We start from the raw sequence: 23382 nt of genomic DNA, 5'->3' as shown, positions 1-23382 counted from the left end.
CGCACCCGGCTGCGCTGTTCGTCAGGCGGGGAAGGTGGCACCCCAGGTGGCGGGGCCGACGATGCCGTCGACGGTGAGGCCCTTCTTCGACTGGAAGTCCCGGCACGCCGCGTACGAGTTGGGGCCGTAGGCGCCGTCCGCGGTGAGGCCGTAGCCGTGGCGCGCGTTCATCTGGTTCTGCCAGGTGGCCACGCTCGCGTGGCTGAAGGTCGGCGGCTGGCGGAAGTTGACGCCGGGGTGGGGGAGCGGGCCGCCGCCGGGGTTCGTCGCACCGTTGAGCACGCCGTTCACGTACAGGTTCCCCGGGCAGCCGGTGCTCAGGTGGTCGCGATGACCGCAGATGGCGCGGGCCGCACCACCCTGCGTGCGCAGCCGGTTGACGGCGTAGCGGAAGGCGTTGATCAGGCCGGTGGTGATGGTGTCGTAGTCGCCTGAGGTCCCGCCGACGAGACCGCAGACGGCGTACCAGTTCTGGTTGCCCGGGTCGGTGCCGTTCGCCGCGGTGCGGCGGTTCTCACCGCGGCCCTGGAACACGTAGTCGTGCACGCAGACGAGGTGGCTGTACGCGATGTCCGCCCAGCCGTTGCTGTCCATGTGGTAGTTCTGGATCCCGCGTACCTGGGCGGCGCAGTCCGCGTGGTTGGCGCGGGCGACGCGGACGGCGTCGACGTGATGGATGGTCACCCCGCCGTTCTGCGGCGTGATGTTGCCGTTGGTGTTCCGCGGAGCACGGGCGCCCCACGTGGACCGGCTGACGAAGGTGGTCACTGGCCCCTCCGTCCGGACAGCGCGCAGTCGACGGTGGCGTTGAGCGGCTCGGTCTGCGCCTGCCGCAGGCCGGCGGACGGGTAGACCGCGCCGGGATGGTCGGGACGGTTCACGATCGGCAACTCGCGCGGCCCCGCGGCGAAGGCCGGACCGGAGCAGATCACGGGTGCGCCGGCCACGGCGACCGCGGCTATCCCCAGGAAGCCACGGCGGGATGGTCGTTGCGACATGTCGTCTCCAGACGGTCGTGGGGGTTTCGTCGGCTGACTCGCATGCGTCACAGCTTTCTCGCACACCAGAGGTACAGGACCCCGGTAGCGCCACGGTTGCGCCGCCGCGGCCCGGGTGACGCGGCGGGTTCCCTCTCCGGCCGCCGGCCACGGGCGGATCCCGGGTGCTGAACCGTTCGCCCTCCTGTGCCGTTGCCCTCCGTGCCGGCGTCCGTATGCGCGAGGAGGAACGTCATGGTGCAGCGCTCACCCCGGCGGCTGACGGAAGCAGACCTCGAAACCCTGGCTCGGGCTCTGATCCTGCGCGACCTGGGAGTCGACACCCGCCCCGAGCACACCCGCCCCGAGCACACCCACCCTGAGCACACCCGCCCCGAGGACCGCGGCCGTGAGGACCGGCGGACCGGAGTCCGCGAGGGCGGCGACGGCCCGGCGCCGGCGGCCGGGCCGTCGGCCGGCTCGCAGCTCCTGCGGCTCGGGACAGAGCTGCTGCGCCGGGGTCTGTCGCCGGGAAGTCCGCCGGCGCACGGCCGGGACCGGGGTGACGTACGGGCGCCCGGGCGGTCTTCGTACGAGAAGGAAGGTCTCGACCAGGCCGTGGAGGGTCTCGGCGACCGCGACCGTGCCGTCTTCGATCGGGTGCTGCTGCGGCTCATGGAGGGGGCGGAGGTGCGGGCGGCCTACGAGGCGAAACTGCGGGAACCGGGTACGTCCCCCGCGGACTGGCCCCCGCTCATGCGCTACGTCACGGACGCGCAGGCCGAGCTCCCGCAGAGCCGGGAACACCCACGGAGCCTGATCCGCGCAGACGTCGCCTCCTTCCTGCCCTCCCCGCCTGAGGGCTCTCCTCCCCGTGCGTCCGGCGAGCCCGCGCGTGGGCGCGGGCCGGCGCCGAGCAGCCGGGCGACGCGGCGATCCCCCTCGACGAACCGATCGAGGTGAACCGTTCTTACGCCGGGTCCGTGGCCAGTCCGCAGGAAGCAGATCTCGGACTCCGCGGAAGGGAACCCGGCATGGGCAGAAACAGAAGCAGCGGCAGTCGCAGCGAGACGGATCGCCACAGCCCCTCGACGTCCGCCTTCATCATCAATCTCAGCGACCTGGAAGACGGCCGCCGGCGTTACTCCGTCTACGACGCCCTGGAAGAGAGGATGCCCGCGGACCCGGTCCCGGAGAGCGGGAGGCGACGGTCCTCCTACGCCGTCAACGTCGTGGGAACCGGACCGGACGGAGCGCCGGGAGTGGAGGAGTACCAGGCCATCCCCGCCGACGATCACAAGCGCTCCGACAAGTGGCACTTGTACCAGAAGATCGAAGGGGGGTGGAAGGCCGTAAGCGACAACCAGGACATGATCCTGGGGTGGGTCAAGGCCGTCGCCACCGCTGCCCAGGCAACGGGCTACGCGATGCAGGCGTTTCCGGCGACCAAGGAGGCCGGGCAGATCGTTCAGGCCGGCGGCGCGGTGGCGGCGCTGACCGGCAACGCGGTGCAGGCGGGTCAGTTCGCCTACTCCGCCACCCAGGCCAGGACCGACGAGGAATGGCGGCACGACGTCGGGGGAGCGGCCCGCCATGCGGCGGTCGCCGCCGCGGGCGTCGCGGCCGCCGTGACGCCGCTCATCCCCGGCGTCGACCAGAACGGGGCCCAGGCGGCCTTCGCGGTGGTCAGCGCGGCGGTCGACCAGGGCAGACCCAGCAACCGGCAGCGTGCCGACGCCGAAGAGCGGCTCGACCAGTCCGGCTATGCGCAACACCCCAACGTCGCCGACTACTGGGGGGCACAGGCGGCCTCGGCAAACGCACCGCAGGCGAGCGACGTGGCGTACGCGCCGGCGGAGACGGGCGGGATGTCGTTCGCCGCCGTCAGCTATGCCGGGCCGTCGCGCACTCTGACCGCGATCTCGGAAGTGGAGCCGCACGACACGGCACGGGCCTCCGGCTCCATGACGGATCAAGGAGAACCCCAGGTGCCCGGCTGGAATCCGGGTTTCTCGATGACACCCCACCAAGGGTCCCAAGGGCTCCGCCGTCGCGAGTCGAGCGTCGTGCCGCCGGAGCAGGCCCCGCACATGCGCGGCGGCCACGGCACGGCCGGGCGCCATTCGAAGAAGTCCGGCCGCGCCAAGTAGGGGACCGGACGGCGAAGCCGCCCTCCCGGTGAGCAGATCCGTTCGGGAAGGAGCCCGGCGGTTCCGCCCCGGCCCGGTCACCGACCGGCCGGCCGCGGGGCCGCCGGGTGCCCGTCCGCGGCGTGCCTGGCCGGGCTCGGGCCGCGTCCCGAGGAGCACCCGAAGCCGGGAGTTGAACCCTTTGTCCCCGGGGGCCGTTGCGGTGTGCGTCGATGCCATGTGCCGACACCGGAGGAGGAGAACATGAACCGGGGCGACGAAGCCGGCGGGCCGGGCGAGGAGCACGGCACATTCGTACCCGCGCTCCCGGACGGCCCCGACCGGCCGGAGCCGGGGGAGCCGCACTTCGCCGTCGTCATCTCCGGCGACGGCACCGCGGACATCGGCGGCGTGCCCGTCCCGGTGCCGCCGGGCGAGGCGCTCGACGTGGCGATCCTCGACATGCTGCACGAACGCGCCCGCGGCAGGGGCGCCTCCGTGACGGCGGCCATCTCCGATCCGTCCGCGGGCTACGTGGCGATCGTCGAGGTCCGGCCCGACGGGTCCAGCAAGCTGGTGGAACAGCGCGCCCAGGACGCGGACGACGACGCCCCGGCGCCCGTCGTGCCCGCCGGTCCCGTGGTGCTCGACAAGCCCACCGGCCAGGGCGAGTCGCCCGACCAGGACGCGGCGTCCGGCACACTCGGCGCCGCCGCGCCGTCCGGGCCCGCCGCACCCCCGCCCGCGGCCGGGGAGCCGGAGGCCGGTCCCCTGCCTTCGCGGGGCCGCAGGCCCGGACGGCGGCGGGAGTCCCAGTCCGATGACGAGTTCCAGCGTCCCGGACTGTTCCAGCGGCCCCTGGGCCTCGGGATCGTGGCCGTGAGCGTCGTGACGCTCGTCATCGGGTCGCTCGTGGCCGTGGCGAGCGGATCGGACGGCGGTACGGAGCAGAACCGGGCCGCGAACGCGGACGAGAACGCGGACGAGGAGAGCGGCAAGCCCGAGATGTCCCTCCGGCCCCCGGGACCCACGCGCACCCCCAGTTCCTCACCCTCCCCCTCCGAGTCGCCTTCGCGCTCACCTTCCGCGTCGTCCTCTCCGTCGAAGTCGCCTTCGCCCTCGCCGTCGTCCGCGAGGCCGACGTCCCGGCAGCCGGAGACGGAGGCGCCCGAGCCGGAGAGGCCCAAGCCGGCCGCGGGCGGCGGCCCGCGCGTTCCCACGGGCGAAGTGCTGATCAGGAACCAGAAGTACGGCTACTGCGTGGACGTCCCCGGCGGCGGCAAGGGGAAGCCCCGCGGACCGGTCAACGACGAGCCCTCCTGCATCGCGACCAGCAGGGACAACCAGCTCTGGACCCTGGAGCGCAAGCACCGGGGTGACGGCACGGGCGGCGCCGACCTGTACCTGATCCGGAACGTCAAGGACCGCCTCTGCCTGGACCTGCCCGGCGCGGGGCCCGCCCCGCTCTCGGCGGGAGTGCAAGAGGACCACTGCGACGGCGGCAAGAACGAGAACCAGCTCTGGTGGTTCGACAAGCGCTCCAACGGCACCTTCTGGATCCGCAACCAGCAGAGCGGTGACATGTGCCTCGACGTGTCGCGGACCGACCCGGCAGCCGGTGACGCCAGGCTCACGATCTACCCGTGCAACGACCACGACGACCACCAGTGGCGCTTCGAGAAGAGCTGAGCCGGGGCGGCCGTCCGCCCCGGGACCGAGCCAAGGATGGAGTGGCCCGACCGATGTCCGACAACCCCCGCCCCGGGCGATCCGTGTTCGGGAACCCCCGCCCCGTCCGTACCGCCCTCGCGACGGCTGCGGTGACGGGCGCCGTCGTCACCGCGCTGTTCGCCGTCGCGCCGCGGGGGACGCTCTCGCCGGCCGGCGGGGAAGGCGGCGGCGGACCGATCACCGGGTTCGCCGGCAAGTGCGTCGACGTGGCGAACGGGAATCCCGCCGGCGGCACCGTCGTGCAGCTCTACGGCTGCAACGGCACCGAAGCCCAGCGCTGGTCCAGCCCCGGCGACGGCACGCTGCGGGCGTTCGGCAAGTGCCTGGACGTCGCCGGCGGCGGCACCGCCGCGGGGACGTCCGTGCAACTGTGGGACTGCAACGGCGGGCCTGGCCAGCAGTGGAGGTTCTCTCCCGCCCGGGACATCGTCAACCCGGCCGCGGACATGTGCCTCGACGTGCGCGCCTATGTCAGCGATGACTGGACGCCGCTGCAGATATGGACCTGCACGGGCGCCGACAACCAGAAATGGACGGCGGCCGAGGCGAACAATCCCCCCGCGCCGGAAACACCCGCGAACGACGGCGACGGCGTGGATTCCCCGTCGGAATTCGCCGTCACCGAGGACCAGTTCAACGCCATGTTCCCGGACCGCAATCCCTTCTACGGCTACGGCGGGCTGCGCGAGGCGGCCGCCGCCACTCCCGCCTTCGCCGCCGCCGGCGGCGACACCGCGAGAAAGCAGGAAGCCGCCGCGTTTCTGGCGAACGTCAGCCACGAGACCGGCGGTCTCGTCCACGTCGTCGAGCAGAACGAGTCCGCCTACGCTCACTACTGCGACGCCGGCCGGCCCTACGGCTGCCCGGCCGGCCAGGACGCCTACCACGGCCGCGGCCCCGTCCAGTTGAGCTGGAACTACAACTACAAGGCCGCGGGCGACGCACTCGGCCTCGACCTGCTGAACGATCCGGGACTGGTGGCGAGCGATCCGGCGGTGGCCTGGCGGGTCGGCCTCTGGTACTGGACCACCCAGGCCGGTCCCGGCAGCATGACGCCGCACGACGCCATGGCCGGCGGCCACGGCTTCGGGGAGACCGTACGTTCCCTCAACGGCGCCCTGGAATGCGACGGCGGGAATACCGCCCAGGTGCAGAGCCGCGTCGACAGCTACCGTCGATTCACGCAGATCCTCGGCGTGGATCCAGGGCAGAACCTCTTTTGCTGAACCGCGCCGCGGCGAAGAAACCGGGATCGGCCGGAACAGACCCGTGAACCGCTCGCTCCGCGCATCCGTCGTGCCTGTGCAGGCGCCCTCTCCAGAAAGGCGAGTCCCATGCGCGTGAGACCATTCAAGCCGATTCTGCTGGCATTCCTCATCGTGGTGGCGGGTGTGTCGGTCATGTTCGCGACGGCACAGGAGTCCTCCGGCGGCCGTGCGGACAGCGTCACCGCCGCGGCCGGGGACGGCGGGTACTCCGTCACGCTGCGGAACGAGACGGACGAGCCCGTCTGGGTGGGCTCGACGGTCAGCGCCGACGGCACGGAGCCCCTCGTGGGGCTGCCGAAGCTCGACCCCGGCCAGTCCGGCACCGTGACCATCCCCCAGGACACGGCCGGGCACTGGCGCGGCAGGTTCTTCGCCCGCCAGGGCTGCGGCACCGACCAGGCGACCGGCACGTTCCGCTGCGCGGTGGGCGACTGCGGGCCGGAGGAGGACCGCTGCACGACCGGGGAACAGCCCACCGGCCTCGCGGAGTTCAACTTCGACACCCGCGACGACTCCGCACCCTGGTACAACGTCTCCTACGTCGACGCCGTCTCGGTGCCCATCACCATCACCCCCGACGGGGCGCCGCCCACGGACGGCGGCGCGTGCGCCCCGGTGGGCTGCGACGTCGACCTGCTGTCCGCCTGCCCGCCCGAGAACCTGACCACGGACGAGTCCGGCAAGCCGCTGGTGTGCGTCAACCCGAACCGGGACGCGAAGACCCCCTACAGCGACGCGCTCGCGGCGAAGTGCCCCACGGCGTACTCCTGGTCCAAGCACGACGCGGAGTCCGGCAACCAGGTCGTGCGCCAGTGCAGCGAGTGCGGCGGCTTCACCGTCACCTTCCACGGCGACGGCGCTCCCGCCCCGGGGGAGGACCCGGCCCCCGACCCTCCGCCCGCCGACGGCGATGACGCACCCCCCGTGGAGGGGATTCCCGGGCAGCACCTGAAGGGCGTCGCCCTCAACTCCGGGCCGGGTGTCGCCGAGGCGCTCGCCGACTCCGGCGCCACCTGGTACCACAACTGGACCTCCTCCAGCGGCGCGGTGCAGCCGCCGGAGGGCGTCGAGTACGTGCCCACGATCTGGGGCCCCGGTTCGGTGACCCCGGCCGAACTGGACAGCGCCCGGCGGGAGGGGAAGCACCTCCTCGGCTTCCACGAGCCGGACAACCCCGGGCAGGCCGCCATGACCGTCGGGCAAGCCCTCGATCTGTGGCCGCAGTTGGAGCAGACCGGCCTGCGGCTGGGCGCCCCGGGAGTCGCAGGCGACGCCGCCGAGGCCGGCGGCTGGCTGGACCGCTTCATGAAGGGAGCCGAGGAGCGCGGCCTGCGCGTCGACTTCATCCCGGTGCACTGGTACGGCTCCGACTTCGGCCCCGACGCCGCCTACCAGCTCGCCGCCTACCTTCAGCGCGTCCACGACCGGTACCAGAAGCCGGTCTGGCTGACCGAGTACGCCCTGATCGACTTCGAGCAGGGCACCTACCCCAGCCAGGAGGAGCAGAAGAACTTCATCACCTGGTCCCGCGGGGCGCTGGAGGCCCTGGACTTCGTCGAACGCTACGCGTGGTCCCCCCTCACCGAGGACACCGGCCCGACCGGCCTCTACGACGGCACGACCCCGAACGCCAGCGGCGACGCCTTCCGCGCCGACGGCTGACCGGCGGACGACCGCGCCGTGGACTCCGCCGCGGAGTCCACGGCCCGGTCGGGCGCGGGCCGCCCGAGGCCCGTCCGGCACAGCCCGGCCGGGGCCTAGCCCCTCTCACTGATCCACTCGCCGCCGCCCGGCGGGTAGTCGTAGTGGGGGCGGTCGGCGGCGGCGCTGGTGCGGAACGGTATGCCGTCGTCGTCGATGTGCACGCTGCCGGTACGGGCGCCGCTGGACCAGTTCAGGGTGAGGTCCCAGCGCACGTCGTGCGCATCGGTGCGCGCGGTGATGACGAAGACCTCCGGATCGGACTCGCTGACCTTGAAGGGGAAGTCCTGCCCGCCCGGGGTGATGGCGGGGCTGCCCCCGTCGAGGTCGAGGCCGAACGCCGCCTGCCTGACCTTGCCGCCGCAGCCGACGCCCATCGCGTACTCGTTCCAGGCGAGCGGGGTGCCCTTCGAGACGACGCGCACGTGCAGGGATTCCAGGACGACGGTGTCGTCCCCGGTCCCCTGCACGGTGAGGACGACGCGCTGCTCGTCCGCGGAGACCGCTCCGTACGCGCCGGCCCAGCGGCGCGCGTCCTGCTCGGTGGCGGGCGGGCCGACCTGTTCGGGCTCTCTGTCGACGAGGAACTCCTGGCTGCACGGAGTCTCGTAGTGGTAAGGGTTCGCGACGACGGTGAGCGGCACCTCGTCGGTGTCCTCGGCGGCGTCGCGGTCGTCGCCGCCCAGGGCGGCGGGCTCCGACGCCGGGGCGGAGGGGCCCGCGGTCCCGCTCCGGGAGGCGGAAGGGGAGGCGGAGGGGGAGGGCGACTCCGATGCCGGCGGCTCCTTGCCGCCGTCCCCGGCGGCGCCCGTGTCCTCCGCCGGGGTGGCGGCCCCGACTCTCTCTCCGCCGCCGCCCGAGGACGGCAGGTTCACCGCGAATGCGACGGCGCCCAGGAGGACGACCGCGGTAGCGGAGGCGAGGAGCGCGGTGCGCCGTCCGCGGGTCCGTACGGGGGCGGCCGCGCCGGCGGCGCCGAAGGACCGGTCCCCGCTTCCGCCCGGCTCGCGCGGCGTCTCCCCCGTCCAGGCCGGCGTCCCCGGACCGCCCTCGTGCTCCGCCGCTTTGCTCCGCCGGGCCGCGTCCGCCACGATCCACCGCCGGTGCAGCTCGACCAGTTCCCCGGGACTCGCCCGGCACAGCCGGGCGAGCCGCTCGGCCGGCGCGTAGTCGGGCGGAACCGCGATGCCACTGCAGTAGCGGTGCAGTGTCGACGTGCTCATGTGCAGCCGCCCGGCGAGCGTCGCGTAGCTCAGTCCCGAGCGCTCCTTGAGCGTCCGCAGCAGCTCCGCGAATGCCTCCGCTTCACCGGAAGCCCCCGCCCCTCCTGTTGCACCTGACACGTCTCATCCCCTCCCGGCATGACCCGTAACGTCCCGTATCCGCGTCCCATGAACATCACCTTTCCCCTGTTCAAAGGCCGTTCCAACGTCCCGCCGTCCCCGACCGCCCCAGCCTGCCTGGCGGCTGAGACGGATCTCGGCACAAGCTCCGGAAATCCCACGGCACTTCCACCGAGCAACCGACGGAGTCCATCCACATGTTCTGCGCCCGCAGCATCCGCACCCGCTTCCTGCCCGCCGCCGCCGTGATCGCCGCTCTCTCGCTGACCGCGTGCGGCGGATCGGATGCCGAGGGGGCGGGCGGACTCGACACGGGTACGCCGGCGGACACCTCTGCCGATACACCGTCAGGCTCCTCCTCCGGTTCCCTTCCCGAAGACGACGCGGAGAGGGGCGTGCCCGGTTCGCCCGCGGCCGGGGACGGCTCCCGGGCGGCGGGGGAGGGCGGCGCCGCCGCGGACGGCGACGGGACGGCCACCTGCGACGGCTCCCGCACCAAGACGGTCGCCGCCCCCGTGCACCGGCCCGTGAACCACATGCTGCTCACGGTCACCAACACCGGCAGCGGCGACTGCCGTCTCTACCACTATCCGGCCGTTCGCTTCGGTGCGGCCCAGTCGGTGCCGCCGGTCGTCGAAGCCTCACAGCCGCAGAGTGTCGTGACGCTTGCCCCGGGCGAGTCCGGCTACGCCGCCGTGAGCCTGGCCGCCGTCGACGGCAGCGGCACGAACTCGCGCACCCACGAGTCCCTGACCGTCTACTTCCGGGACCGTGCCGGCGGCGACGCCGGCCCGGCGGCCCGCCCCCCGCTGCCCGCCGGGGGCGTCCGCGTCGACGACACCCTCATGGTCACGTACTGGCAGCCGGAGCTGGACGCCGCCCTCGCGTGGTGAGCACCCGGGAGTGCCCGGATCGCCCCGTTCCGCAACTCACCGCGACCCGACCTCTTCGAACCGGAAGGGCTCTGATCATCATGACGAAGGCCAGACGCGTCCCGCGGCGGTACGGCCCCGGCCGCCCCTGCCCGCTCCTCGGGCCGCCGGCGTGCCGCCGGTGACCTCGACCGTGCGGATCGGTTCCGCGCCCCCGGCGTACGAGGAAGCCCTGCGCTTCGCCGTGCTCGGACCCGTCAGGGCCTGGCACGGCGAACGCGAGCTGGATCTGGGCTCGCCGCAGCAGCGCGCGGTGCTCGCGGCGCTCCTGCTCAGACGGGGCCGGCCCGTCACCGTCGGCGAACTCATCGACGCCGTATGGGGTGAGGAGCCGCCGCCCGCCGCCCTGTCCGTGCTGCGGACGTACGCGTCCCGGTTGCGCAAGGTGCTCGAACCCGGGCGCGTCGACGGTGCGTCCCCGCGGGTGGTGGTCTCCGCCGCGGACGGGTATCTCCTCCGCGTGCCGGAGCGGGCCGTGGACCTGGGCGTGTTCGAGCAGCGCGTCGCCGCGGCGAAGAGGCTGCGTACCGCGGGCGAGGTGTCGGCCGTCGCGGAGCTGCTGAGCGCCGCGCTCGACGTGTGGGAGGGGGCGCCGCTGGCCGGACTGCCCGGTCCGCTGGCCGAGGCCGAGCGCTCCCGGCTGGCCGAGGTGCGGCTGGCCGCGCTGGAGGCCCGCCTGGATGCCGACGTCCGACTCGGGCGCCACCGCGAGGTGATCGCCGAACTGACCGCGCTCACCGCCGAACATCCGCTGCGCGAGCAGTTGTGTGCGCTGCTGATCCTGGCGCTGTACCGGTCCGGGCGTCAGGCGGAGGCGCTGGCGGCGTACCGCAGAACGCGCGGCACCCTCGTGGCCGAGCTCGGCATCGAACCCGGCACGGCGCTGCGGGAGCTGCACGACCGCATCCTGACCGCCGACGCCTCGCTCGACGTCCCCGCCGAGGCGGCCGCGGGGTCCCGGGAGCCCGCGAGCCAGGACGCGGACCCGCTCGTGCCGCCCGCCGCGAGGCAGCTCGCCCGGCCCGCGCAACTCCCCGCCGATCTGCCCACCTTCACCGGCAGGACGGCCGAACTGGAGGCGGCCGAGGCCCTGTTACCCCGCCCCGGTGAGCGGCCCGGTCATTTGCGGATCAGCGCGATCGGCGGCATGGCGGGCATCGGCAAGACCGCCCTGGCCGTGCACTGGGCGCACCGGCTCGCCCACCGGTACCCGGACGGCCAGCTCTACGTCAACCTGCGCGGCTTCGACCCGGCCGGCCCGGTCGTGCCGCCGGCGGAGGCCGTCCGCAGCTTCCTCGACGCACTCGGCGTCTCCGCGCAGGGCATCCCCGCGTCGCTCGACGCCCAGGAAGCGCTCTACCGCAGCCTCCTCGCGGACCGGCGGATGCTGATCCTCCTCGACAACGCCCGCAGCGCCGAGCAGGTCCGCCCGCTGCTGCCCGGCTCCGCCGGGTGCCTGGTCATCGTCACCAGCCGCAGCCGGCTCACCGGTCTGGTCGCGGCCGAAGGGGCGCGCCCGCTGACGCTCGGACCGCTGACCCCGGCCGAGGCGCACGCCTTTCTGGCGCGCCGTATCGGCGCCGCGCGGCTGGCGGCGGAACCGCGGGCGGCGGAGGAGGTCATCGCGCGCTGCGCCCGGCTGCCGCTGGCCCTCGCCATCGTCTGCGCCCGGGCGGCCGCCCACCCCGCGTTCTCGCTCGACGCCCTCGCCGGGGAACTGCGCGACAGCCGGGGCAGCCTGGACGCGTTCACCGGGTACGACCTCGCGGGGGACGTGCGAGGGGTCTTCTCGTCGTCGTACGACGCCCTGTCCCCGCCGGCCGCCCGGCTGTTCCGCCTGCTGGCACTCCACTCGGGCCCCGACCTCTCCGCGCCCGCCGCCGCAGCTCTCGCCGGGGCCTCCCTGAAGGAGACCCGCCCGCTGCTCGCCGAGATGGCCGGCGCCCACCTGCTGACCGTGCCCGCGCCGGGACGGTACGTCCTGCACGACCTGCTTCGCGTCTACGCCGCCGAACGCGTCGCCGCCGAGGAGCCGCGGGCGGAGCGCGAGCAGGCACTGGAGCGGCTGCTCTCCTGGTATCTGCACACCGCGGACGCCGCCTACGTCCACCTCACCCCGCGGCGCCGCCGCATCCCGCCGCGGCAGTTGCCCCGCGGCTGCCGCCCGCTGGCGTTCACCGTGTACGACCAGGCCCTGGAGTGGTGCGAGACCGAACGCCCCAACCTCGTCGCCGCGGTGCACCAGGCGGCCGGGTCCGGGCGGCCGGGCCTCGCGTGGCGGCTGGTGGCCGCGCTGTGGGGGTTCTTCTACCTCCGCAGCCACCGGCACGACTGGCTCGACGTGGCCCGGGCCGCCCTCGACGCCGCGCGCGCCGCCGGCGACCGTACGGGAGAGGCGTGGGCCCTCGCCGACATGGCGGCCGTACTGACGGCATTGCAGCGGTTCGACGAGGCGATAGACCACCTCCGGCTGGCGATGGCCCGGTGCCTGCGACTCGGCGACACCTACGGCAGGGTGCAGGCCGTGGCCAACCTGGGCAACGCCTACCTCCAGGCCGGCCGACCCGACAGGTCCGTCGAGTACAGCCGTCGCGCGCTGGCCGTCCACCGGGCCGCCGGCGACGCCTGGGGCGAGGGCATCATCCTGGCCAACCTGGGCGACGCCTACCGGCGACTCGACCGGTTCGACGAGGCCCTCGACTGCCTGGAGCAGGCGCTGACCGTCCTGCGCTCCATCGGCAACCGCTGGGTCGAGGGCGTCACCCTCGACACCCTCGGCGCCGTCCACCACCGGCTCGGCCGCCGTGCCGACGCGGTCGCGTACTACCGCCGGGCGCTCGCCGCACACCGGGACGTCCGCAACCGCTGGGGCGAGGGCCACACCCTCTGCCACCTCGGCGACGTCCACCGGGAGGGCGGCGACCCGGCGGCGGCCCACACCGCCTGGCGGCTGGCGCTCGCGGCCTTCGAGGAGTTCGACCATCCGGATGCCGAGGAGGTACGGGTGCGGCTGCGCGGCCTGGACGCCGGCACCTCCGGTCCCGCGGCCCTGCCGTGACCCGGCCGGCGGCCGCGCCGCCGCCGTCACGGGGCCGGCCGCGGGCCGAACGGGTCGGCGGTCTCGACCGGGGGAGACTCCTTCGCACGGTGGCTGCCCGGCTTGCAGCCCGCGAACGGCCCCATCGGGTCGCGCAGGGAGCTCATCACGGGACCCAGATAGTCGCGGTGCCAGTTGGCGGCGCCGCACATCCCGGAGCCGGGCCCGGTCAGGTCCCCCCAGGCGAGCCACAGGCCGTGGAGCAGGGCGACCGCCTCGGCGTGCTCCCACCAGCGGGAGCACCAGGGAGCGGCCGAGGTGACCTCCCGGCCGTAGACGGGCAGCAGCACGTGGTGGGTCCAGAGGGTCAACTGCCGCAGGTTCCGGAGGTATTCGGGCCCGCTCATATAGAGGATGAACTGCGGCGGGGCCGGGTCCTGCCGCTGCTCCCCGGAGACGGCTCCTCCCGTCCCGTCGGACGCCGTTTCGGCGGGGGCCTCGTGCGGCCCGGCGACCGCACCTCCCGGGGTCTCAGCGGACATCGCCCTCCTGCTCTCTCGGCGGCTTCGGCTCGGTCGCCGCAAGGACGACACGTGCGCACGCCGTGACCGGTTCACGCCTGAACCGGTCACGGCCGGCTTCCGTGGTGGCCTACCGACCCGCGGCCGGCGGGGAGCCCGCCCGCGGCCGGGCCGTTCCCCGCCCACTCGCCCCCTCCACCGCCCCGCCCCACCGACGCACCGACGTACCGGCTACGGAGGTCTCACCGTGCCCTTCCCGCCCCGTCTGCGGACTCCCGCCGGCACCGACGCGGTGCCCGGAGGCCGGCGCATACCCGAGGTCGACGTCCTGCGCGGGTTCGCGCTGCTGGGCATCCTGCTGGTCAACGCCCAGGCCATGGCCGGACCACGGCTGGACCCGGCGGGCGGGCCGGCCGCGTCACGGGCGGACGAGGTGGCCGCGTGGCTGCTCACGATGCTCGTCAGCGGCAAGTTCTACCTGCTCTTCGCGTTCCTCTTCGGGTACTGCCTCACGCGGCAGCGGCTGTCGGCCGAGCGCGCGGGGGCGCCCTTCGCACCGCGGCATCTGCGCCGGCTCTGCTGCCTGTTCGCGCTGGGCACGGTGCACGGCGCCGTCCTCTTCCGCGGCGACATCCTGGTGACGTACGCCGTGCTGAGTCTCGTGCTGTACGCGGCCCGGGACATCGCGCTGCGCACGGCGGTGCGGACCGCGGCCGGCCTCGTCGCCGTCGTCGCGGCGTTCCTGCTGACCTGGGGCCTGTGCACGGTCGCCGTCGCGGCGCCGCCCGACCCGCGGCACGCCGCCGCCGCGACCCGCGCCGCGGCGGCGGCCTACCAGGGCGAGCCCGCGGCCGTCGTCCTGGCCAACCTGCGGTCGCTGCGCGACACGCTGGGCTGGAACGTCCTGTACGGCGCCGACGTGCTGGCGGCCTGCCTGTTGGGCGTCGCCGCGGGGCGGCGCCGGCTGCTGGCCGGCACCGGCAGGCACCGCGCGCCGATGGTGCGGACCGTCGCCTGCGCCCTGCCCCTGGGCCTGGCCGGCGGCGTACTCACGGCGATCTGCCGCAACGGGCCGCTGGACGCCCGCTGGTACGACGTCGGATCGGCCGTCGGCGTGCTCACCGCCCCGGCCCTGACCGCGGCGTACGCGTGCGGACTGCTGCTCCTGCTCGGGGCCCGGCCCGGCCGCCGCGTCGCCGGTGTCCTGGCCGCGGCCGGCCGGCTGTCCCTGACCCACTACCTCACCCAGTCCCTGGTGATGGCGCTGGTCTTCACCGGCCACGGCCTCGGCTGGTACGGCCGCCACGGCACCGTGGCCGTCCTGGCCGGGGCCCTCCTGCTGTACGCGGCACAACTGTCCGCCGGACCCTGGCTGCTGCGCCGCGCCCGCTACGGGCCGGCCGAGTGGCTGCTGCGCGCGGCCACCCTGGCGCGCCGCCCCTGAACGCGCACCTCGCCTGCCGCTACGACGGCTTCCGCAGCGATACGGCGTCCCGCTGCCACCGGTCGGCGGCGTCGGCCGGGGGAGGGGCCGCACCGGCCCAGGCGTGGGCGGCGCGCTCGGTGATGGCCGCCGTCTCGGCCTTCGCCGCCGCCGAGACGGCGCCGGCGCCGGCCTCCTTGTACCAGGGGCGCAGGCGGATCAGGGCCGGTCGCACGCCGGTGGCAAGCAGCAGCGCGGTGCCCTTGGGCAGCGCCCGGATACGGTCCGCGGGCAGCACCGGGTCCAGACGGTAGGAGTAGGAGCGGGAGGTGCCGTCCTTGCTCCGGGAGACCGACGGGGTGCGCACGTCGCGGTTGCCGACGAGCTTGGAGACCTTCTCCACGAAGTCGGCGTCGTCGAGTCCCGCGCCGAGCAGCTTGATCGTGGCCGCGCTCCACATCGCGTCCATGCCCGCCTCGCCCCACACGCGGCTGCCCTGCCGGTAACTCTGCAGCAGCGTCACGACGTTGATGCCGCGGGAGCCGAAGTGGCTGTAGAGGTCCGGCAGATCGGAGATGCGGCAGACGTTGGCGGCCTCGTCGAGGACCGCGGTCATCGGCGGGTCGAGCCGGCCGCCCATCCGCTCCGCGGCGACCACACCCGCGCGCATCGTCGCGTCGGCGAGGCCGGCGATCACGCCCGCGGCCGAGCCGCCGCCGTCCTTCGACAGCAGGTACAGGGTGTCCCGGCCGAGCACGTGCCGGTGGGGCCGGAACTGCGGCAGCCGCGGGTCGGGCGTCACCCAGGCCACGATCTCCGGGTCGAGCAGGCAGGCCACACACTGCCGGGCGGTCTCGTAGATGCCGTCGCGGGTCTCCACCGCGCCGCGGACCGTGCCCTGCAACTGCTCGGCCATGGCGGGCATGCCGGCGTCCCGGAGGAGGTCGACCGGGGTGCGGTCGGCGGGGTCGGCGAGCCAGCCCAGCAGGTCGACGACCGAGGCCCCGCCGCGCGTCGCGGCGAGGAAGAGCGCGGTGAGCGTGTTCTGCGCCGCGGAGATCCAGAAGTCCTTCTTCGACTGGTCGTCGTTGACGGAGGCGACGAAGTGCCCGGACAGGCGGCGGGCGCCCTCGATGGTGTGGCAGTCGGCGAGGATGTCCCACCACATCTCGCGGGGGGCGTGGGCGATGCCCTGCGGGTCGAACGTCCACACCTTGCCGGCCTTCTCGCGCTCGGCCCGGGTGACCGCGTAGACGTCGGACTTGTTGGAGGTCAGCAGCACCGCGCCCTGGGCGCGCAGCACCCGCGGGACGGCGATGCCGGTGGACTTGCCGGCGCGCGGCGCCATCAGGTCCAGCTCCACGTCCTCGTACGAGGAACGCAGCTCGGGGCCGCCCGGTTCGAGGTCGCCGAGGAGGTTGCCGGTCTCGTCGGGGTGGAGGCGGTCCCGGCCCTTGAGCGAGGGGCGCAGCTCGCGGGCGCGCCTGGCGATGCCGGGCTGGCACATGGCGGCCAGTTCCCGCTTCCCGGCCAGCCCCCTGGACCGGGAGAGGTACCGCATGCCCGTCCTGACGGACACCACCAGGGCGGCGCCGGCCGAGCCGAAGACCACGGCGATGCCGGTGGTCACCGCGGCCGGCGGCGCGTCCGGCCAGAGGCCGGCCGTGCCGTCCGTGAGCAGGGTGGCGAACGTCGCCCTGCCGAACGGCGGCGGGTCCCACCCGGCGCCGGACAGCGCGGCACCCAGGGTGCCGCCGAGCCAGACGCCCGTGAAGAGCACCAGGCACACACCCGTCACCAGCACGATCGCCCACGGCAGCAGCTCGCCGCCGTACGTCCGGCCCCTGTCCGCGCTCATGTCGTCCGCCGCCCGGCCGCCGGCGACTGCCCGGCCGGGCCGGGGACGCGGTGGTGCCGCTGCCCGGCGACCGGTTCGTCCGGTGCCCAGCGCTTGTTGGTGTCGTGCAGGCGCCGCTCGGTGTCGGTGATGGCGACCTGGATCGGGATGCCGGGCCGGCCGCCCACCTTGATCAGGAACCGGCCGCGGCCCGGCGGCTCCTCGCGTGCCCCGTGCGCGGCCCAGCCCGGGGGCGAGGACCAGGAGGCCACCAGCTCGATCTCCCGCCGGGACAGCCCGACGACGTGGCCCAGTTCCTCCATCTCCTGCCGCGGCAGCCCCGCGCACACCACCATGCCGGCGCGTTCGACGAAGCCGCGCGCCTTGACCTTGTCGGCCTCGCTGCCCAGTGCCTCGGCGTCCTTCAGCGTGTGCGTGATCTTGGCGTCGCCCAGGCCGAGCGTGCGGTTGAGCCGGGTCAGGGCGTCGATGCGGTCCACGATGCCGGACGCCGCGCGCAGCGGCCGCCACAGCTCGTCGAGCACGGTGAAGAACCAGCGCCGCGGCTGGAGTCCGGCGTCCGCCAGGGCGTGCGAGGCGGCCACCGTACCCAGGCCGTCGGACCAGGCCGCCAGCATCGCCGCCGCGGTGAGCTGGGTGTCGGCCTCGCCGATCCGGGAGATGTCCACGCACACCGCAGGGGCGTCCAGATCGATGCGGGTCGAGGTCTCGGAGCCGAACGTCTGACCCAGCGGCCCGTCCAGGACGCCGAGCAGCGAGCGGTGCAGCGGATCGATGGCGTCGCGGTAGCGGCTCTCGTCGCCGCGGTCCAGGGTCACCGCCCGCACCCGGTCGGGACCTTCGGCGAGGACGCGCACCAGGCCGGGCAGCAGGGGCTGCTGACCTGGCGGCGTGCGCTCGCGCAGATGGTGCAGCGCCGCGGAGAGCGCCGACTGCTCGTGGTCCTCCATGGCCCGGTTGCGCACGATGGTGATGAGCGCGGCGACCATGTTGAGGACCCGGCCGTGGGTCTCGGCGGCCAGCTCCCGTCCGGCCTCGCCGCCGATGCGCCGGGAGGCGGCGCCCATGGCCCCGGGGTCGAGCACGTTGATGCCCCCCACCCCGCGCCCGATGGGCAGGACCTGCCCGCCGAGGGCGCGCACCGTGTCGGCGTAGTCCGGCTTCAGGTCGCCCAGGACCAGCGGCACCACGCCCGTCGCGGCCAGCCCGATGAGCATGCGGTTGACGAGGGTGGACTTGCCCAGGCCCGGCATGCCGAGCATGAACAGCGACGGGTTGGAGATGTAGTGGGCCCTGGTGAACCACGAGAGCGGGTCGCCGCACACCGTGGCGCCGGTGTACAGGTGCCGGCCCAGCGGGACGCCGCTCATCGGTGCCCCGGAGCCCGCCGCGAACGGCCACAGCCCGCACGCCTGCACGGTGGTCGCGCGCCACATCGTCGGCGGGTCGACGTTGGCGACCTGGCCGCCGCCGGGGCCGGGCCAGCCGCGCGGGGCGGGCGGGCCGGTCCCGGGCCCGGCGGGCTTCCCCGCCTTCGCCGCGGCCTTCTTGTTCCGCTCGTTCCGCTCGTTCCGCTCTTTCCGCTCGTTCCGCTTGATCCCCGCGGTCTTCGGCGTCCTCACAGCGCTTCCTTCACTTCGCGCGGCACCAGCGTGTACTCCCAGGGCAGGATCCCGGCCGGGAGCGTGCAACTGAACGCCGCCGCCTGCATCCTGTCGGCCGGGCGCATCGACAGCCGTGCCCCGGCCAGCAGGTTGCGCACCGTCGCGCTGGCGTCGTCGACCTCGTCGGCCGAGTCCACGGTGACCGTGACCATCAGCGAGAACTCCACCAGGCCCGCACCGGTAGCCTCCTCCACCGCCGTCTGCTCCGCGGCACGCACCTCGCTGGCGGCCCGTGCCTGCACGTTGCCGCGCCGGGAGGTGGCCATGAACTGCGCCGCGCGCCGGTCGGCTTCGACGATGCGCGCCGACGTCGCCGGGTCGATCGGCCGGTACAGCAGCGCCACCCGTTTGCGGCGGGTGCCGGGCGCGTCCTCCAGCAGCCCGCGCAGCACCTGGGCGCGTACCGTGCCGCGCGGCGCGAGCGTGAGCATCCAGGTGCGGGAGACCCCCGAGTCGTGCTGGTACGCGCCCACCGTCTCGACCGCCGCAGCGGGACCGGCGTCGTCCCACTCCAGGCCGGTGCCGCCGTGGACGGCACGGGCCTCCAGCACGTCCGCCGCCACGGCCGGGTCGTAGGCCACCCGGACGACCTCGGCGATGCGCTCGGCCGACAGCGGGGTGGCGGGCCCGCCGCCCGCGCCGACCACTCCCACCAGCAGGCCGGGGACGCGCAGGGCGAGGTCGGCGACGACGTCCTCCGTCCTGCGTTTCTGGCCGGGCTGTACCCCGTAGGTCAGCGCGATGTACGTGTGCATCTCCGACGACGCGGCCGGATAGCTCCCGACGACCTCCTCCATCACCGCCCGTGCCGCCGGCGGGGCGTCCGGTGCCAGGCGCGGCAGCACCTCGTTGGCCAGCCGGGTCCCCGTGTCCGGGGCGGTCTCCACCACCACGGACGCACCGCGCAGTCCCGGCTCGCCGGAGAGCCGGGCGAGCCAGTGGCCCCAGGCCGCCACCCAGTTGTCGATCTGGTCGGGGTCGACGAGGGAGCCGCCGTCGGGCTCGCAGCCGAGCACGATCGTGTACAGGTTGCGGCTGCGGTGGTGCAGCACGCCGAACGGCTGGTCGTAGGCGTCCCTGCCCTCCAGGACCCGGACCCGGCTGAGCAGTCCCGGCGGGGGGTACCTGCCGCCGGGCCGCCGGGAGAGCGGACCGGAGACATAGGTGGTCACGCCCTTGGCCTGGCGCCGGAACCAGCCGATGCGCACGGCGAGGAGCTGGTAGACGTTGCGCCCGTCCTGGGTGCGGACGGCCAGCGGGAGCAGGAGGAACACCTGGAGCACGAACACCACCAGCGTCAACTGCAGGGAGATCAGCGAGATCAACAGGTCGAAGACGATCCCGCCGAAGACCCCGACGGTGCCGAGGAGTCCGAGCGGCCCCAGGCCCGGACGCCGGGGGCGGCGCCAGTTGCCGTAGGTGGGATCGACGTGGGCGGCTTGGGGGGACATGGGGGTACCTGCTCTTCCTTTCGGCCGGGGGGCGTCGCGGCGGTTCAGCGCCCGTCGTCTTTGCCGGCGTCCTCCACGCCGCTCGCGGCGACGTCCGCCGCGCTCTTGGCCCGATTCGCCGCGAAACTGGCCGCGTTGATCGCGGCGGTGATGCCGACGCCCACCGCACCGGCGGCCGTCGCGCGACCGGAGCCGCCGCCCCTGCCGCTGCCTCCGCCGCTGCCTCCGCTGCCCCCGCCGCCCTCGCCGCCTCCGCTCCCTTCCGAGCCGCCGCCGGACGGCTTGCCGGAGCCGGCTTTCGCTCCCGAGGGCCCCGGGCCGTCTCCGGAGCCGCGGCTTCCGCCGCCTCCGCCCCCGCCGCCGGCGATGGCCCCGGTGGCAGCCTTGCCGCCCGACTCGGCGAGCGACTTCGCGCCGGAGGCGACGCCGCCGAGGAGGCCCATCGTGGCCTCGCCGGTCTTGTCGCCGCCGAGTGCGGCCGTCGCCGGCACGATCACCCGCATCAGCGCGGGCAGGGCGATGGCCGACAGCAACAGCAGGCCCATGCCCGCGATCTGGACGTCCACCTGCTTGTTGTTCGCGTTGTAGATCATGACGGCGCCCGAGTAGAGCACGAGGCCGACCGTGGGTTTGTACAGCAGCCAGGCGATCATCCAGCCGAGGTGCTTGCGCCACCACGTGCCGCCCCACTCCGTCATGGACGCCGCGGCGGCCAGGGGGAGGGTGCCCATCAGGACGATCATCACGCCGAGCCGGATGTAGAGCAGGATCGTATGGATGATGCCGGAGATGATCAGAAGACAACCGAGGATCAGCATCAGCATGGGGTGGACGCCGTTGCAGTCGATGCCTCTCAGGAGCCGCGCGAGCGCCTGGTCGAAGAGGTGGGTGGCGTACTCGTCCATGACCTCGGCGAACGCGATGATCACCGTGGACCCGGCCGCGCTCACCGCGACGACGCGCAACAGGCCCTTCAGCGCGAGCTGGCCCGCCTCGGCGCGCCGGTCCAGTGCCATCTTGGCGGCGGCGAAGAGGAGCGACCCGATCGCGAGATAGATCACGAGCCACCGCACCTGACCGGTGATCGTGTCCGACGACTCCTGGTCGTACGTCGAGGGGCTCCCGATTCCCTGGAAGATCTCCAGGGCACCGCGCATCGCGATCTTGCCCACGACCTTCATCATCTCGCCGACCGGGTCGTCGAACATGCCGAGGAAGTCGATGCCGCCGGTGCACTTGTCGCCGAGGACGTCGCCCTGAGCGATGAGGTTCGTGCCGCTGTTCGCTGCCATGTCACCCTCTCCAGCCGAGGAAGCCGTCGGGAGTCGCCTGTTTCGCGGCCGAGTAGGGAGACCCGTCCTCCTGCGGTGCCACCTTCCAGTCGCCGTCCCGCCAGAGCACGGTCACCGACATCGACAAGTGGCCGCCGACACGGCTGGCGACCAGCAGCCGCACGGTCGCGGCGTCGCCCGAGTACGACGTCAGGGCGAACCCGGAGAACCTCGCGATGGCGCCGTTCTCCGGGTCCGGTCCGCCGGTGGCCGTCATGCCGGCGACGAACGTGTCGCGTTCGTCGCCGGGCACCAGTTGCTGTTCCGCCACGACGCGCCAGGCGCTGCCTTCCAGTTGGATCGGAATGACGTGCGCCGCCAGCACCGCCCCCAGGGGCGTGCGGGCGAAGCACCACCACATTCCGGCGTCGATCCGCCGGGGCCCGGCCGACGGCGAGGTGGGCACCATGAGGCCACCGAGCCTCTCCCACCCGATGTCCCCGGGCGCGGCGGTGGGCTGCGCGGTGTCCCGGTCGTCCGTACGGCAGCCCTCCGGCCGCCCGTCGGCACCCTGCCGGACCCCCTGCGGATCCCCGGGGGACAGCGGTCCTCCGATCCCGGCCAGGGGGTCCTGGCCGCCGGGCGCGGCATCGGCCTCCCGCCCGGCCGGATCGCTCGTCAGCAGGGCCACGAGCGACATGAACACGAGAAAGCCGAGGAACGCGGCGGAGTTGATCCAGCCGCGCTGTTTGTAGAAGGGCCCGTCGGGCGGTATCCGCGTACGTCTCCGGCCGAACACGTCGATGTCGTCCCCCGCACCCGGCTACTCGCCGCCCCCGCCGCCCTCGTCCTGTTCGCCGAAGAAGAACTCGACGATGGGCCCCGCGGCGGCCACCAGGATGCAGCCGCCCAGCACCATCCCCAGGCGGCTCATGTGCTCGGAGCCCTCGCCGCGCTTCACGGACACGGCCATCATGATTCCGGTGACGATGACGCCCGCGATGCCGGCGGCGGTGCCGGCCCAGGCCGCGATGCCCAGCACGGTGCTGACCGCGTCGGAGAGCTGACCGGGGGCTTTCCGGTCCACCGAGGGCGGCTTGTTCTCGCCCTCGCCGGCGAGGAAGACCCGCCCCTCGACGTAATAGGCCAGGAGGCTCTTCATCTGTTTCTCCGTAAGGGTGAGTAGATGGGGTGACGTGTCGCTACCGGACGAGATAGGGGTCCACCACGAAGTCGACGAGCGGTCCCGCGGTGACCCCGAGGAGGCAGGCGCCCGCGACGACGGCGCCGCCCCTGAAGAACACGGAGCCCTCGCCCGGTTCGCCGCGGCGCAGTTGCAGGGCCATCTGGATGCCGATGAGGAGCAGCCCCCCGATGGCGGTGGCGGTCACGGACCACGCGAGATAGCCGAGCAGGGCGTCGGCCTCGCCGCCGGAGGGGTCGAAGGTGTCGTCGGGCTCGAACTCGTCCGGGGTGACCGGGTTCGCGAGGATGAGGCCCGTCAGGTTCACAGCGGCCTCCCCGCACGACCGGACGCGCCCCCGACGAGCGCGGCCAGCGCGCGCACCTCCCCGGGTGGGCGCTCGGTCTCCCGGCCTACGCGCCACGCCGGCACCCAGGGAATCCGCCGGACCTCGGCCGCCGAGCGCAGCACCCGCACGCGCCGGCCGAGTTCGCGTGGCAGCCGCCCCGGCGCGTCGGCGACGAGCACGACGGCGACCAGCTCCACCCCGGCGGGGTGCTCGCCCAGGCGCAGCGCGTTCAGTGCCTGGGACGCGGCCCGGATCCCCGCGGCGTGGGTGCGGGCCACGAGCAGTGTCCGGCCCGGCTCGCCGCCGGCCCGGTCGGGCCACCGGCGGCCCACGTCCGCGCCGCCGAGCGCGCGCGCGAGCGTGCTCGCGCCCGCGCCGCCGTGCGCGCCGACCCAGCTCACCTGAAGGGTCCGGGGGTCCGACGGGGCCCGTTCTGCGGGTGCTGCCGGCCAGTACCGCGCGGGGGGTGCCGCGCGCCGCGGCGGTACGGCGGACGCGCGCGGTACGGCGGGTGCCGCCTCCGGTTCCGTGTCCGGTCCGGGCG

The 23382-nt window shown here is 74.1% G+C and carries 20 protein-coding genes; 8 read left to right on the top strand and 12 right to left on the bottom strand.

Annotation, left to right across the window (positions count from 1 at the left end; all coding sequences use genetic code 11):
- Positions 1-21 precede the first annotated feature (21 nt).
- Positions 22-768, bottom strand: a complete 747-nt coding sequence (locus tag ACFYVJ_RS28665) for a peptidoglycan-binding protein (RefSeq protein WP_388897364.1) — start codon at positions 766-768, stop codon at positions 22-24.
- A complete protein-coding gene (locus ACFYVJ_RS28660) occupies positions 765-998 on the bottom strand; it encodes a twin-arginine translocation signal domain-containing protein (protein WP_388897361.1) in 234 nt (77 codons plus the stop codon). Before ACFYVJ_RS28660 ends, ACFYVJ_RS28665 begins: the two co-directional genes overlap by 4 nt.
- Positions 999-1232: 234 nt before the next feature.
- Between ACFYVJ_RS28660 and ACFYVJ_RS28655 the strand changes: the two genes are divergently transcribed.
- The 5 genes from ACFYVJ_RS28655 (at position 1233) to ACFYVJ_RS28635 (ending at position 7767) form a co-directional block, all read left to right on the top strand.
- Positions 1233-1940 carry a hypothetical protein gene (locus tag ACFYVJ_RS28655; RefSeq protein WP_388897358.1) on the top strand — a complete coding sequence of 236 codons (708 nt, stop codon included), beginning with the start codon at positions 1233-1235 and terminating at the stop codon, positions 1938-1940.
- A 71-nt stretch (positions 1941-2011) separates the two neighbouring features.
- Positions 2012-3127, top strand: a complete 1116-nt coding sequence (locus ACFYVJ_RS28650) for a hypothetical protein (RefSeq protein ID WP_388897356.1) — start codon at positions 2012-2014, stop codon at positions 3125-3127.
- Between the two features lie 243 nt (positions 3128-3370).
- The gene (locus ACFYVJ_RS28645; RefSeq protein WP_388897353.1) at positions 3371-4795 is read left to right on the top strand and encodes an RICIN domain-containing protein; all 1425 of its coding nucleotides are present in this window, start codon (positions 3371-3373) and stop codon (positions 4793-4795) included.
- Between the two features lie 53 nt (positions 4796-4848).
- Positions 4849-6063 carry a glycoside hydrolase family 19 protein gene (locus ACFYVJ_RS28640; protein WP_388897350.1) on the top strand — a complete coding sequence of 405 codons (1215 nt, stop codon included), beginning with the start codon at positions 4849-4851 and terminating at the stop codon, positions 6061-6063.
- 108 nt (positions 6064-6171) lie between these two features.
- On the top strand, positions 6172-7767 hold the full coding sequence (locus ACFYVJ_RS28635) for a glycosyl hydrolase (protein ID WP_388897347.1): 1596 nt from the start codon (positions 6172-6174) through the stop codon (positions 7765-7767).
- 95 nt (positions 7768-7862) lie between these two features.
- On the opposite strand, the gene ACFYVJ_RS28630 is transcribed toward ACFYVJ_RS28635, so the two are convergent.
- On the bottom strand, positions 7863-9149 hold the full coding sequence (locus ACFYVJ_RS28630; protein ID WP_388897344.1) for a helix-turn-helix domain-containing protein: 1287 nt from the start codon (positions 9147-9149) through the stop codon (positions 7863-7865).
- Between the two features lie 197 nt (positions 9150-9346).
- Between ACFYVJ_RS28630 and ACFYVJ_RS28625 the strand changes: the two genes are divergently transcribed.
- Both ACFYVJ_RS28625 and ACFYVJ_RS28620 read left to right on the top strand, forming a co-directional pair.
- Positions 9347-10042 (top strand): DUF4232 domain-containing protein, encoded by a 696-nt coding sequence (locus ACFYVJ_RS28625; RefSeq protein ID WP_388897341.1) that lies wholly within the window; start codon positions 9347-9349, stop codon positions 10040-10042.
- Positions 10043-10202: 160 nt separating this feature from the next.
- Entirely contained in the window at positions 10203-13139 is a 2937-nt protein-coding gene (locus ACFYVJ_RS28620) for a BTAD domain-containing putative transcriptional regulator (RefSeq protein WP_388897338.1), read from the top strand.
- A 26-nt stretch (positions 13140-13165) separates the two neighbouring features.
- On the opposite strand, the gene ACFYVJ_RS28615 is transcribed toward ACFYVJ_RS28620, so the two are convergent.
- Positions 13166-13525, bottom strand: a complete 360-nt coding sequence (locus ACFYVJ_RS28615) for a DUF4913 domain-containing protein (RefSeq protein ID WP_388897518.1) — start codon at positions 13523-13525, stop codon at positions 13166-13168.
- A gap of 361 nt (positions 13526-13886) precedes the next feature.
- Between ACFYVJ_RS28615 and ACFYVJ_RS28610 the strand changes: the two genes are divergently transcribed.
- Positions 13887-15083 carry a DUF418 domain-containing protein gene (locus ACFYVJ_RS28610; RefSeq protein WP_388897334.1) on the top strand — a complete coding sequence of 399 codons (1197 nt, stop codon included), beginning with the start codon at positions 13887-13889 and terminating at the stop codon, positions 15081-15083.
- Positions 15084-15102: 19 nt separating this feature from the next.
- Here the strand turns inward: ACFYVJ_RS28610 and ACFYVJ_RS28605 are convergent, their stop codons facing one another.
- From ACFYVJ_RS28605 to ACFYVJ_RS28570, 8 genes are read right to left on the bottom strand one after another with little or no spacing between them, the layout of a single operon-like run.
- The gene (locus tag ACFYVJ_RS28605; RefSeq protein WP_388897331.1) at positions 15103-16920 is read right to left on the bottom strand and encodes a type IV secretory system conjugative DNA transfer family protein; all 1818 of its coding nucleotides are present in this window, start codon (positions 16918-16920) and stop codon (positions 15103-15105) included.
- Positions 16917-18542 carry an ATP/GTP-binding protein gene (locus tag ACFYVJ_RS28600; protein ID WP_388897328.1) on the bottom strand — a complete coding sequence of 542 codons (1626 nt, stop codon included), beginning with the start codon at positions 18540-18542 and terminating at the stop codon, positions 16917-16919. The genes ACFYVJ_RS28605 and ACFYVJ_RS28600 overlap by 4 nt, the downstream gene beginning before the upstream one ends.
- The gene (locus tag ACFYVJ_RS28595; protein ID WP_388897325.1) at positions 18539-20035 is read right to left on the bottom strand and encodes an SCO6880 family protein; all 1497 of its coding nucleotides are present in this window, start codon (positions 20033-20035) and stop codon (positions 18539-18541) included. Before ACFYVJ_RS28595 ends, ACFYVJ_RS28600 begins: the two co-directional genes overlap by 4 nt.
- A gap of 44 nt (positions 20036-20079) precedes the next feature.
- A complete protein-coding gene (locus ACFYVJ_RS28590; RefSeq protein WP_388897322.1) occupies positions 20080-21327 on the bottom strand; it encodes a hypothetical protein in 1248 nt (415 codons plus the stop codon).
- 1 nt (position 21328) lies between these two features.
- On the bottom strand, positions 21329-22105 hold the full coding sequence (locus tag ACFYVJ_RS28585) for a hypothetical protein (protein ID WP_388897319.1): 777 nt from the start codon (positions 22103-22105) through the stop codon (positions 21329-21331).
- A gap of 24 nt (positions 22106-22129) precedes the next feature.
- A complete protein-coding gene (locus ACFYVJ_RS28580; protein ID WP_388897317.1) occupies positions 22130-22468 on the bottom strand; it encodes a hypothetical protein in 339 nt (112 codons plus the stop codon).
- Between the two features lie 40 nt (positions 22469-22508).
- Positions 22509-22817 carry a hypothetical protein gene (locus tag ACFYVJ_RS28575; RefSeq protein ID WP_388897314.1) on the bottom strand — a complete coding sequence of 103 codons (309 nt, stop codon included), beginning with the start codon at positions 22815-22817 and terminating at the stop codon, positions 22509-22511.
- On the bottom strand, positions 22814-23239 hold the full coding sequence (locus ACFYVJ_RS28570; protein WP_388897311.1) for a DUF6668 family protein: 426 nt from the start codon (positions 23237-23239) through the stop codon (positions 22814-22816). Before ACFYVJ_RS28570 ends, ACFYVJ_RS28575 begins: the two co-directional genes overlap by 4 nt.
- Positions 23240-23382 lie beyond the last annotated feature (143 nt).

This window comes from Streptomyces sp. NPDC004134 (genome assembly GCF_042874195.1).
In the GTDB taxonomy this organism is placed as follows: domain Bacteria; phylum Actinomycetota; class Actinomycetes; order Streptomycetales; family Streptomycetaceae; genus Streptomyces.
This window is presented reverse-complemented; position numbering and strand designations above follow the sequence as displayed.